Source organism: Plantactinospora sp. B6F1, from assembly GCF_040120695.1.
Taxonomy (GTDB): Bacteria; Actinomycetota; Actinomycetes; order Mycobacteriales; family Micromonosporaceae; genus Plantactinospora.
This window is the reverse complement of record NZ_JBEEAC010000042.1, coordinates 40,648-52,763: the sequence shown is the minus strand read 5'-3', so window position 1 is coordinate 52,763 and position 12,116 is coordinate 40,648. Positions and strand designations below refer to the sequence as shown.

The following is a 12,116-nucleotide window of genomic DNA, read 5'->3' as shown; positions in this document are numbered from 1 at the left end:
GGTGGCTCATCCGGGGCATCCGTGGCCAGACCAGCGGTGGCAATCAGTCGTACGAGGCTTTCCCTCAGACCCCAACTCGTCGCCACCCACCGGACCAACCGGGGATGCTCATGCAACCCTGGAACCCCGGACTGATCAAGTACCGGAGCTCCTTACATGACCTCCTCGGCCCAGGCCCGCCAGTCGTCGAGCACGCCGTACAGGGCCGGGGTGAGCCAGCCCGGCGCGGAGCGGCGGAACACCCCGGGCTCCAGGGTGCCGGCCCCGTCCGGCAGCCCGCCGATCGTGTTCGGGACCAGTTCCCGCAGGTTGGCCCAGTGCACCAGCTCGGGCTCGGCCGGCCAGGCGCCGAGCACCACGCCGCAGGGCACCGCGCGCCGGTCCAGCGCCTCCAGGGTGAGCGCGGTGTGGTTCAGCGTGCCGAGCCCGGCCCGGGTGACCACCACCGCCGGGGCGCCGATCGACACCGCCAGGTCGGCGAGGGTCCACGCCTCGCCGGACGGGCGCAGCCCCATCGGAACCAGCAGCCCGCCGGCCCCCTCGACGAGTACCAGGTCGTGCTTTTCCGCGTCGGCCCTGATCTCGTCGGCGACCGCGTACAGCTCCAGGGGCTCGGCCTGGGCGACCCGGGCCGCCGCCAGCGGTGACAGCGGATCGGGATAGCTGACCAGGGTGCGCGCGGTCATCGGCGCGGCCAACCGGTTCACCGTGTCGACGTCGGATTCCGCCCCGGTCGCCGTACCGGTCTGGCCGGGCTTGATGACCGCGACCCGCAGCCCGGCGGCCTGGGCGGCGGCGGTGATCGCCGCGGTGACCACCGTCTTGCCCACGTCGGTGTCGGTGCCGGTGACCAGGATCGGGCCCCGCCACGCCACGCTACTCACCAGACACCTCCGGTCCCGGTCACGGGGCACACTCCACGATCACGCCGAGGGCCCGGTCGAAGTCGGCCCGGTCGATGCCGACGTTGATGGTCAACCGCAGCCGGGAGCGGTTGTCCGGGGTCGACGGCGGCCGGAAGCAGCCGACCGCGACACCCCGGTCCCGGCAGTCCGCCGCCCAGGTCACCGCGGTTTCCGGGCCGGGCGCGGTCACCGAGACCACCCCGGCGGCCGGTGCGGAGACCTCCAGCCCGGCCGCTCCGAGCCGGCGGGTCGCCGCGGCCGCCCGGTCGGCCAGCTCGGCCCGGAGCGGGTCGCCGACCCGGGCCAGCCCGGCGGCGGCGCGCACCCCGGCGACCACCGCCGGCGGCGGGGCGGTGTCGTAGATGAAGGTGCGGCCGGTGTCGATCAGGTGCCGGACCAGCTCGACCGGCCCGGCCACCACCCCGCCGGCTCCGCCCAGCGCCTTGGAGAGGGTCGCCGTCACCACTACGTCGGGCTCACCGGCCAGCCCGGCACCGGCCACCGCGCCCGCCCCGGCCGGACCGAGTACCCCGAGCGCGTGCGCGTCGTCGACCAGCAGCAGGGCGCCGTACCTGCGGGCCACCGCGTGCAACCGCCCGAGCGGGGCGAGGTCGCCGTCGACCGAGAAGACCGACTCGGTGACCACCACCGCCGGCCGGCCCGGTGCCCCGGCCAGGGCCGCCTCGACCGCGTCGACGTCCAGGTGCGGGGTGACCCGGGTCTCCGCGCCGGAGAGCCGGCAACCGTCGATCAGCGAGGCGTGGTTGTGCGCGTCGGAGATCAGCAGGGTGCGGGGCTGCACCAGGGCGCGGACCGCGCCGAGGTTGGCGAGGTAGCCCGAGGAGTAGACCAGGGCCCGCCCGGTGCCGAGCCAGTCGGCGAGAGTGGACTCCAGCGCGTGGTGTGCCTCGGTGGAGCCGCGTACCAGCCGGGACCCGGTGGCGCCGAGGCCGTACCCGGCCAGGGCCTCCGCAGCGGCGGCGATCACCGCCGGATGACGGGAGAGTCCCAGGTAGTCGTTGCCGGCGAGGTCGACCGTGTCCTCGACGGCGCTCCTCGGCCGCAGCCGGCGGCTCAGCCCGGCCTTGGCGCGCAGCCGCGCCCGCCGGTCGAGACCCTCCAGCCAGCTCGGCACCGCCACCCCCACTGGTCCGCGTCCGCCCCCGGGCGCTGTCGGAAACCCGATCGCCGCACGTTCCGCAGTTGCGGCCCGCCGGACCGCGCGGAAGTCGGGCCCGGTCGGCGGGTCGCGCGACCTGGAGCCGGTGGCGTCGCCCGCGCGACGGGCCCCGACCGGCGAAAATACCACCCGTCGCGGTCTTTGGTCGTCCGCCGTACCGGTCGGACCCCGGCCGGTACGTCCGCAGCGCCGTCCGGGCAGCTCGGCGGGTGGGGCCGACATCGATCGGCGGTCCGCTTGTAGGGTACGACCCATGCCAGAAATCCTCGACCGGGCCCGTACCCAGGTGCTCGATGGTGGTGTCGGTCTCGACGAGGCCGGTGTGCTCGCCGTGTTGCGGCTGCCCGACGAGCACCTGTCGGCGACGCTCCAGCTCGCGCACGAGGTGCGGGTCCGCTGGTGCGGCCCGGAGGTCGAGGTCGAGGGGATCGTCTCGCTGAAGACCGGCGGCTGCCCGGAGGACTGCCACTTCTGCTCGCAGTCCGGGCTGTTCGCCTCGCCGGTCCGGTCGGTCTGGCTCGACATCCCGTCCCTGGTCGAGGCGGCGAAACAGACCGCCGCCACCGGGGCCACCGAGTTCTGCATCGTCGCGGCGGTCCGGGGCCCGGACGAGCGGCTGATGAAGCAGATGCGCGAGGGCGTCGCCGCGATCCGGGCCGAGGTGGACATCCAGGTCGCCGCCTCGCTCGGGATGCTCACCCAGGACCAGGTCGACGAGCTGGTCGCGATGGGGGTGCACCGCTACAACCACAACCTGGAGACCTGCCGCTCCTTCTTCCCGAACGTGGTGACCACGCACTCGTGGGAGGAGCGCTGGGAGACGCTGCGGATGGTCCGCGCCTCGGGCATGGAGGTCTGCTGCGGCGGCATCCTGGGGCTGGGCGAGACCGTCGAGCAGCGGGCCGAGTTCGCCGCGCAGCTCGCCGAGCTGGACCCGCACGAGGTGCCGCTGAACTTTCTCAACCCCCGGCCGGGCACCCCGCTGGGCGACCAGCCGGTGGTCGCGCCGCGCGACGCGCTGCGGGCCATCGCCGCGTTCCGGCTGGCGATGCCCCGGACCATCCTCCGGTACGCCGGCGGCCGCGAGATCACCCTCGGCGACCTCGGCACCCGGGACGGCCTGCTCGGCGGGATCAACGCGGTGATCGTGGGCAACTACCTGACCACCCTGGGCCGCCCGGCCGGCCAGGACCTGGCGCTGCTGGACGAGCTGAAGATGCCGGTGAAGGCGCTCTCGGCGACGCTGTGACGATGTCGACGGAGACGGCCAACTGGTGCGACCGGTGCGGCGAGGCCGCCGCCACCGGCAGCCACGACGCCTGCCGGGCCGCCCGCGAGTTCGAGCCGCCGCGCTTCTGCGCCTCCTGCCGGCGCAGGATGAAGGTCCAGGTGCTTCCCTCCGGCTGGTCGGCGGTCTGCGTCGCGCACGGCGAGACCACCTCCGCCGGCTGACCCCTGGATACCGGGCCACGCCGGGAGCCCGGTAGGGCGCCGGCCCGGCGTGGTTCGCACCCGTCCGGGCCGGTCAGGCCGGAATCCCGCCGGCACCTGCCCCGGGTCGGGGGTGCCGGAGGCCGTCCGCCCGGCTGCGCCGTCGACGCCACGACCCGAACAGCACGGCCAGTGGGACGCCGACGACGATCAGCAGCAGGCCGAGCGGGACGGCCAGGACCAGCGCGACCGGCCGGGCCGGAAGGGGCGCCGGCGCCCGGGCGGGTCCGCCGAACCGGCCGGCTTCGAGCAGATTCCGGGGTACGTCCATCGCCAGCACCTCGCCCGGGGAGTCGACCAACACCTCCGAGCCGCCACCGGGCCGCAGCGCGACCAGGGTGGCGTCGCCGACCTCCCACCATCCGGTGTCGTTGAACCCCGGACCGCTCCGGGCACCACCCTCGGGCCGGTAGGTCAACACGACCGGGTCGGTGCCGAGCCGCCAGCCGAGCATCCGGACCGCCATCGCGGTGACCGGTCCGAACGCCGCCCCGGTGCCGTCCGCACCGGTCCGCGCGTCGAGGTAGCCGAACCGCCAGGTCCGGGCGGCCAGCGCGACACTGTCGCACTCGTCCCGGCAGCCGTCCAGGGTCACCGTGGCGATCCGCCGGCCGTCCGGGGTGAACGCACCCACTCCGGCCAGGTGGCGTCCGGGGCCGAGGTCCCGGCTCCAGGCCACCGCGCCGGTCCGGCTGACCAGGCTCACCCGGCTGCCCTGGCTGACCGCGATCCAGCGGCCGTCCGGGGAGAAGGCGACCAGGGACGCGGTACGCAGCTTCCACCGGTCGCCCAGTTCGTCCACCAGCACCCGGCTGGTCCCGGTGGTCAGGTCGTGCAGCACCAGCCTGGCCGGCTGGATCACGTACCCGGTGACCGGATCGACGCCGACCGGCGTCTCCGAGGTCTCCATGGCGAGCACCGCACCGCCGTCCGGGGCCCAGGCGAGCGGGGTGGCGCAGCAGGTCCGGCCCTCCGGTCCGGTGACCGTCCGGCTGCGCCCGTCGACCAGGTCGGTGACGACCAGCCAGCCCCGCTCGGCGCCGGCGAGATGCCCCTGCACCACGTACCTGCCGTCGGGGGAGATCTGCACCGCCTCCCCGGCGACGGTCTCCGCTCCGCCGTACAGCAGCATCCGGTACGACCCGTCCTGCCCGACCACCGCCACCTTGCCCTCGTGGTCGAAGAGGTCGGTGCCGCGCAGTCCGAGCCCGTCGCCGCTGAACAGCAGCGTCGCCGGCCCGTTTGGATCCTGCCCGACCGTGCCCTGCCACATCCACGGGGTCCAGACCCGGTTCGGCACCGCCGCCTGGCCGCCGGCCGGCTCCGCCAGCGGCCGGTAGCGCAGCACCTGAGGCACCAGGCAGACCAGCACCGCCAGCACCACGGCCAGCCGGGTGGCCAGCCGGAGCCGGTCGCGTCGGCGCATCCGCCGCCCGGCCCGCCACACGTCGCCGGGGGATGCCGGCGGCATCCGGTCGGCGAGTTCGGCCAGGACCGTACGCAGCCCGTCGCTCATCCTCGTCCCTCCCTGTCCACCGCCGACACGTGCACGGTCGAGGGTCGCCCGCCGGCCATGCCCGGGCCGATCAACTCGGCCAGCTCGGGAGCGAGACTCCGCAGCCGGGCCAACGCGTCCCGGGTCTGGCTCTTGACGGTGGAGACCGAGCAGCCGAGTGCGGCGGCCGCCTCCACCTCGGTCAGATCCTCGAAGTAGCGCAGCACCAGCACGGCGCGCTGCCGTGGCGCGAGCCGGCGCAGCGCGTCGCGTACCACCAGGGCTCTGGCCAGCCCTTCCGTGCTGTCCGGAGCGGTCACCTCCGGCGGTTCGGCGCGCAACTCGACCACCCGCCACCGGCGCCGCCACATCGAGACGTGCTGGGTGTAGAGGGTCCGCCGGACGTACGCGTCCGGGTCGCCTCGGGAGACCAGCCGCTCCCAGCGTCGGGCCACCCGGATCAGGGTGAGCTGCACCAGGTCCTCGGCCAGGTGCCGGTCGCCGGTCAGCAGATACGCGGTGCGGGACAGCGCCGCCACCCGGCCCGCGACGTACTCCCGGAACGACTCCTCTGGATCCACACGCACCTCCTGACCATCACCACGCTCGGGATGGTTCGCTCGGGTGGGTGGACCCGGCGGTGGCACGGGTTGCCGATCCACGACCGCCCGGCCACGGGAAACCGGCAGCGCTTATCCGCCGGGCGTCGCCCGCTCGGCGAGCAGCAGCAGATCGGTGACGACGAACCCGGGCAGGAGCAGCGCCTCGGCGTGCCCGGCGCCGGTCAGCACGAAGGTGCCGCCGATCTCCTCCGGTTGCCAGCCGTGCCGGAGGGCGTGGTCGATCACCGCCCGCACGTGCCTCGGCCCGGGATACCCGTCGTCGATGACCTCTCGGTCGCCTTGTCCCGCCGAGTCCGGCGTGGAGAGCAGGTCCGCCTGGAGGGCCCGGCTGTTCTTGCCGGCGCCCCAGACGCGTACCCGGACGCACCGGCGCGCCCCCTGCCCGGTCCGGACGTAGTGGATCCGGGCCGTCCAGGCGAACTCTCGGTCCTGGGCGTACAGCCGACGCAGTCTGGACTTCACGGCGACGTCCACCCCTTCTCGATTTCGGGCCAACGCGGCGCGGCTACCGCCCCGGGATGCCCCGGTCCGCTTCACTTGCCGAGGGTACGGCGACCACGGACCGGGGAGGGTCCGCGCCGATGCCGGTCGGCCGGCGGGTCTGCGAAGCTGCGGGGCAGATCCGCCGGTTCCGGGCCGGGGGCGAAGCCGTCACCCGGTCCTGCGGCACTGACAAAGTTCACCCCATGAATCCCCATGAAAGCGAACAGAAGGCTACACAAAGAGCGCTTTCAGGAAGGACTCCTTACAGTCAGATATTGACGTTGTCTTATCGCCGACGGCAGGATCGGGCGTGGCGCGCACCCGATCCGTTCTGGAGGCACGACATGCGTCCACACTCGCGATCCCGGACATCACTGATAACGCTGCTCACCGGAGTACTGATCACCTCGCTGCTACCCGCCGGCAGCGCGGCGGCGGCACCCGAGGGCACCGCCACCGGAGCCATCGCGGCCGGGCACGGCGGCAAGCCCGACTACCGCAACGCCAGGCTGCCCATCGACCGGCGGGTGGACGACCTGCTCCGCCGGATGACCCTGGCCGAGAAGGTCGGCCAGATGGCCCAGGCCGAGCGGGCGGCGGTGGACGCCGACCCGACGCTGGTCGCCCAGTGGGGCCTCGGTTCGCTGCTCTCCGGCGGCGGTTCCGTCCCCACCCCGAACACGCCGGAAGCCTGGGTGTCGATGATCAACAACTTCCAGCGGCAAGCCATGAGCACCCGGCTGGGCATCCCGATCATCTACGGCGTCGACGCGGTGCACGGGCACGCCAACGTCTACGGTGCCACCGTCTTCCCGCACAACATCGGCCTCGGCGCGACCCGCAACCCGGCGCTCGTCCGGCAGATCGGCAAGGCGACCGGCGAGGAGGTGAAGGCCACCGGCATCCCGTGGAACTTCGCCCCGTGCCTCTGCGTGTCCCGGGACGAGCGCTGGGGCCGGGCGTACGAGGCGTTCAGCGAGGAGCCGAGGCTCGTCGGCGAGCTGAGCAGCTACATCGACGGGCTGCGCGACGCCGGGGTGCTGGCCACCGTCAAGCACTACGCCGGGGACGGCGACACCGAGTACGACCAGGCCGCCGCCGACGCCAACGAGAGCCTGCCGCCCGGCTCCCAGCGGTACGTCATCGACCAGGGCGTCACCGTCACCACCCGGGCCGACTTCGCCCGCACCAACCTCGCACCGTTCTGGACCGCGCTGCGCCGGCACGACGTGGACAGCGTGATGCCGTCGTTCTCCAGCGTGGACTGGATCGAGGACGGGATCGGCAACCCGGTGAAGATGCACGCGCACAAGGAGCTGCTCACCGATGTGCTCAAGGGTGCGCAGCGGTTCAAGGGCTTCGTCGTCTCGGACTGGGAGGGCATCCACCAGATCCCCGACCCGGACGAGCCGGGCGTGGCCGGGCTGACCGCGTACAAGGTACGGACATCGGTGAACGCCGGCATCGACATGTTCATGGTGCCGAACAACGCGAAGCACTTCATCGACCTGCTCCTCGCCGAGGTGCGGGCCGGCCGGGTCAGCCAGTCCCGGATCGACGACGCGGTACGCCGGATTCTGCGCGCCAAGTTCGAGATCGGCCTCTTCGAGCGCCCGTACGCCTCCGCCGACGACGTCGACGAGGTCGGCAGCCGCGCGCACCGGGCGCTGGCCCGACGGGCGGTCGCCGAGTCGCAGGTGCTGCTGAAGAACAGCAACCGGGCGCTGCCGCTGCGCAGGGACGCCAGGATCTACGTCGCCGGCCGCAACGCCGACGACATCGGCAACCAGGCCGGCGGCTGGACCATCACCTGGCAGGGCGCCTCCGGCGACATCATCCCGGGTACCACGATCCTGGAGGGCATCCGCGAGGTGGCGCCGCGCGCCCGGGTCACCTACAGCGCGGACGGCTCCGCGCCGACCGCCGGCTCGGACGTCGCCGTCGTGGTGGTCGGCGAGACGCCGTACGCCGAGGGGTTCGGTGACGTGGGCGGCCCGGAGTGCGCCTGGTGCACGACGCCGCAGCAGGAGGAGAAGTCGCTCTCCCTCCAGGCCGGCGACAGGGCGGTCATCGAGCGGGTCTGCGGCGCGATCGACACCTGCGTGGTGCTCGTCGTCTCCGGACGGCCGCAGGTGGTCACCGACCAGCTCGGCCAGATGGACGCGCTGGTCGCCTCCTGGCTGCCCGGTAGCGAGGGGGCCGGCGTGGCCGACGTGCTCTTCGGCCGGCGGCCGTTCACCGGCCGGCTCTCGGTGAGCTGGCCGCGCAGCGAGGCGCAGGTGCCGATCAACGTCGGTGACCGGAACTACCGCCCGCTCTTCCCGTACGGGTACGGGCTGCGGACCCGCTGAGGCCAGGGTCGACGAGGCGCCGCCGCCGGCCCGGTGATCCGGAAGCCGGCGGCGGCGACGTCCGCAGGACGGCTTCCCGCCGTACCGTGCTTGAATGGATTCCTGGCTCCTCCTCGCCGTCGTACTCCCCCTGCTCGTGCTGCTCTGGACGGAGTCGTCGTCGGCCGCGCGACGCCACCGGGACGGCATCGCCCGGCTGCGCCGGGTCGAACGCAAGCTCGACCTGGTGATGGAGCATCTCGGCCTGACCGATGCCGAGCCGGTCCTGCCCGAGGTGTCGGCGTACCTCGAGAAGGGACAGCGGATCGCGGCGATCAAGGCGTACCGGGACGCCACCGGCGTGGGGCTGCGGGAGGCGAAGCAGGCGGTCGACCGGATCGCGGAACGGCACGGCCACTGACCGGACCGGGCCCGTGCATCCGGGCGCGCTGGACCGGTCGGTGGGGTGCCCGGGCGTCGGACCAAGGGATCCCGGCGTGCGGCTGCCGGCGCATCACCGCGGCTTCCTGCGGTAGCTGGGCCGGGGCACGGACGGCTCGGCCCGCCGGACCGGGGCCGTCAGGTGGCCTGCTGGTACCACCCGACGGCCCCGGCGGGGACCGGCCAGGGACGGTTCAGCCGGTCGCGCAGGCCGCGCCGTTGAGCGTGAACGACGCCGGCCGGGGGTTGCTGCCGGTGTGTGTGCCGTTGAAGCCGAAGCTGGTCGAGGCGCCCGGGGCGAGCGTGCCGTTGTAGGAGAGGTTGGTGGCGGTCACCGCCGTTCCGGACTGGGTGACGGTGGCCGACCAGGCCTGGGTGATCCGCTGGCCGGCGGTGAAAGCGAACTCCAGCGTCCAGCCCTGGATCGTGCTCGTCCCGGTGTTGGTGACGGTCACGGTGCCGCTGAACCCGGTACCCCAGTCGTTGCTGGTCCAGCCGATCCGGCAGCCGCTGGCCGGCTCGGCGGTGGTGGTCACCGAGACCGGCGCCGACGCCGCCGAGACGTTGCCGGCCGCGTCGAACGCGACCACGTAGAACTGGTACGTGGTGCCGGCCGTCAACCCGGTGACCGGGTACGTCGTGCCGGTCACCGTGCCGAGCAGCACGTCCGTGGCGCCGGCCTCCCGGTAGACCCGGTAACCGGTGACCCCGACGTCGTCGGTGGATGCGGTCCAGCCCAGGGTCGCCCCGCTGGTCGTCACCGCCGAGACGGTCAGCCCGCCGGGCGTACCGGGCGGGGTGGTGTCGCCGGTCCCGGCCGGACTGGTGGTCACCGAGACCGGCGCGGACGCCGTCGAGCGGTTGCCGGCGGCGTCCTTGGCCACCACGTAGAACTGGTACGTCGTCTCGGCCGCCAGCCCGGTCACCGCGAACGTCGGGGTCGGCACCGAGCCCAGCAGGACGTCGGTGGCGCCGTTCTCCCGGTACACGTCGTAGCCGGTGACCCCGACGTCGTCGGTGGCGGCGGCCCAGCTCAGGGTGGCACCGGTGGCGGTGACCCCGGCGGCGCTCGGGGTGCCCGGCCGGCTCGGCGCGGTGGTGTCCGGGGCCGACGGTGCCGGTTCGCTGCCCCAGATCAGCGAGCCGCCCTCGTAGAGGGCCACCTTCGGGTTCGGCCCGGCGGCGGCCTGGTACGACGGGTCGTTGCTCGGATCCCAGGTGCCGCCCTCGGGTACGCCGATCTTGAACTGCACCTCCATCCGGTGCGCCGACTGTCCCGCCGGGGCGATGGTGTAGTCGGAGCAGTCGACCTCGACGTACCAGATGTCGCCGGAGAGTTGCCGGGCGGCCGTCGGTGCCGGGCAGCCCTGGGTGTAGCCGCTGGTCACCTGGATCGCGCTGTCGCCCTCCGGCCGGAAGTAGTACCGGAACGAGGAGTCGGTCAGCGCCCGGGCCGGGAAGGCGGACTTGTTGTAGACGATCGCCTTGATCCCGGTCGCCCTCGGCTCGGCCTGCATCACCGTGGTCTCCACGGTGATCTCGTCGATGTCCGGCGTCTCGGTCGGCGGGAAGTTCGCCAGCGCCGTGCCGCCGTACTCGGAGACGAGCCGGGCCAGCGCGGAGGTCAGCCCGGCGTTGTAGTCGGTGGCGACCTCGTTCATCACGTAGTCGCTCCGGTTGTCGGTGTACGCGTCGTTCGGCGAGGACGGGCCGCCGACCAGGGCGCCGTAGAGGGTGTGCCGGGTCGCCTCCGGCACCTGCATGCTGTCCCACCAGGAGCCGTGCGCGGTGCGGTGGTGCGGGTTCTTCGGCGGGTTGGCGCCGAAGCCGATCATGTAACTGGAGTTGCGCGGGTTGTCGCCGAGGGCGTAGTTGATCTGCCGGACCGCGAAGTCGTGATACCGGGTCTTCCGGGTCGCGTCGGTGGTCTTGTCGGCGTAGACCAGCGCCGCGAACGCGGTGTTGGCGGCGTACCGCAGCGCGCCCCAGGTGTCCAGCACCGCCATCCCGCCCGGGGAGGTGCGCACCTTCTCCCCGTTCACTCCGACGGTCCAGTAGTCGAGCCAGCGGTTGGCGTCGTCGACGTACTTCTGCTTGCCGGTCAGGTTGGCCAGCAGCACGTACGCGCCGAACTGCTTGTTGTCCCAGGCCACCGTCCACTTGTACATCCGGGTACTCGACTGCTGCTCGGTGCCGAGCCGGTCGTACTCGGTCTCCGCCTTGGTCAGGTAGCTGGCGTCCCCGGTGGCCCGGTAGAGCCAGATCGCGCCCCAGACGAGTTCGTCCTGGTAGCCGCTCCAGGATCGGTAGAAGTTCGTCACGTCCGTGATGCACTCGTGGTAGGCCCGGCGCACGGTGTCGGCGAAGCTGTAGAGCTGGCGGGCGTGCGTGACCAGCCGGTCCGCGTAGGCCGGGTCGGTGGGGCGGAACACCATCGAGGAGGCGGCCATCGCCGCCGCCGTCTCGCCGGCCAGGTCCGAGCCGCCACAGCTGGCATCGATCTTGTACGCCGGCCGCGCCATCGGCAGCACCTCGGCCGGACCCCACCACTTGTGGTCGTCGTCGCCCTTGCCGACCTGTCCGTAGAGGACGTTCGCGGACGGGTGTGCCCTGATGAAGTAGTCGTTGACGAAGCGCAGGTTGTTGAGCAGGTGCGGAAGCTGGCCGGAGGCCTGGTAGCCGCTGCGGTACTCGACCGCGCCCCAGGCCAGCATGGTGGTGCTGAACGCCATCGGGAAGCCGAACTTGACGTGGTCACCGGCGTCGTACCAGCCGCCGGTGAGGTCGAGCCGGACGTCGGAGCCGTCGGTCAGCGCCGAGTCGCCGCGCCAGGAGACCCGGTTCCAGTCGGGCAGCTCGCCGGACTGCTGCGCCTCGTAGAAGTAGAGCGACTTCTGTAGCGCCTCGGCGTAGTTGAAGGCCGGCGCGGCGGCCGCGGCCGCTCCCGCTCCGGCGGTCGGGCCGTCCGGTGACGGTGCGGCGGCGGCCGGGGCGACCCCGGTGAGGACCAGCGCCGCGGCGGCGGCCAGCGCGGTGGTGCCGGCGGCCACCGCGCGGAGGTACCAGCGGCCCGGCCGCTGGCCGCGGTCGGGTCGCTGCCGGCCGTCGGGTCGCTGCCGACCGTCGAGGCGTTGCCGGGCGCCTGGTTTGGGCCGGGGACCGGGCCGG

Annotated in this window: 10 protein-coding genes; 4 read left to right on the top strand and 6 right to left on the bottom strand. The window is 73.3% G+C overall.

The features are described from left to right. Positions 1-152 precede the first annotated feature (152 nt). Together bioD and ABNF97_RS30860 are read right to left on the bottom strand one after the other, a co-directional pair. Positions 153-857: a dethiobiotin synthase gene (gene bioD / locus ABNF97_RS30865; protein WP_349340668.1), complete on the bottom strand. Its 705-nt coding sequence runs from the start codon at positions 855-857 to the stop codon at positions 153-155. Between the two features lie 46 nt (positions 858-903). Further along, on the bottom strand, positions 904-2,040 hold the full coding sequence (locus ABNF97_RS30860; protein ID WP_130464081.1) for an aminotransferase class I/II-fold pyridoxal phosphate-dependent enzyme: 1,137 nt from the start codon (positions 2,038-2,040) through the stop codon (positions 904-906). Positions 2,041-2,338: 298 nt separating this feature from the next. Here ABNF97_RS30860 and bioB point away from each other — a divergent pair, with 298 nt between their 5' ends. Together bioB and bsaP are read left to right on the top strand one after the other, a co-directional pair. Beyond that, positions 2,339-3,334, top strand: coding sequence for a biotin synthase BioB (gene bioB / locus ABNF97_RS30855; protein ID WP_130464082.1), 996 nt, complete (start codon positions 2,339-2,341; stop codon positions 3,332-3,334). Between the two features lie 2 nt (positions 3,335-3,336). Beyond that, positions 3,337-3,537, top strand: a complete 201-nt coding sequence (gene bsaP / locus ABNF97_RS30850; RefSeq protein ID WP_130464083.1) for a biotin synthase auxiliary protein BsaP — start codon at positions 3,337-3,339, stop codon at positions 3,535-3,537. Positions 3,538-3,610: 73 nt separating this feature from the next. Here bsaP and ABNF97_RS30845 read toward each other — a convergent pair whose 3' ends face one another. From ABNF97_RS30845 to ABNF97_RS30835, 3 genes are all read right to left on the bottom strand, one after another. Next, on the bottom strand, positions 3,611-5,092 hold the full coding sequence (locus ABNF97_RS30845) for a WD40 repeat domain-containing protein (RefSeq protein WP_130464084.1): 1,482 nt from the start codon (positions 5,090-5,092) through the stop codon (positions 3,611-3,613). Beyond that, positions 5,089-5,652 carry a SigE family RNA polymerase sigma factor gene (locus ABNF97_RS30840; RefSeq protein WP_349340667.1) on the bottom strand — a complete coding sequence of 188 codons (564 nt, stop codon included), beginning with the start codon at positions 5,650-5,652 and terminating at the stop codon, positions 5,089-5,091. Before ABNF97_RS30840 ends, ABNF97_RS30845 begins: the two co-directional genes overlap by 4 nt. A 111-nt stretch (positions 5,653-5,763) precedes the next feature. Further along, complete coding sequence (locus ABNF97_RS30835; RefSeq protein ID WP_349340665.1) at positions 5,764-6,156, bottom strand: integrase; 393 nt, start codon at positions 6,154-6,156, stop codon at positions 5,764-5,766. Between the two features lie 365 nt (positions 6,157-6,521). Here ABNF97_RS30835 and ABNF97_RS30830 point away from each other — a divergent pair, with 365 nt between their 5' ends. After that, a complete protein-coding gene (locus tag ABNF97_RS30830) occupies positions 6,522-8,528 on the top strand; it encodes a glycoside hydrolase family 3 protein (RefSeq protein WP_349340664.1) in 2,007 nt (668 codons plus the stop codon). Positions 8,529-8,622: 94 nt separating this feature from the next. Beyond that, complete coding sequence (locus ABNF97_RS30825) at positions 8,623-8,928, top strand: hypothetical protein (protein ID WP_130464087.1); 306 nt, start codon at positions 8,623-8,625, stop codon at positions 8,926-8,928. 214 nt (positions 8,929-9,142) lie between these two features. Here the strand turns inward: ABNF97_RS30825 and ABNF97_RS30820 are convergent, their stop codons facing one another. Then, entirely contained in the window at positions 9,143-11,998 is a 2,856-nt protein-coding gene (locus ABNF97_RS30820) for a glycoside hydrolase family 9 protein (RefSeq protein WP_486484965.1), read from the bottom strand. Positions 11,999-12,116 lie beyond the last annotated feature (118 nt).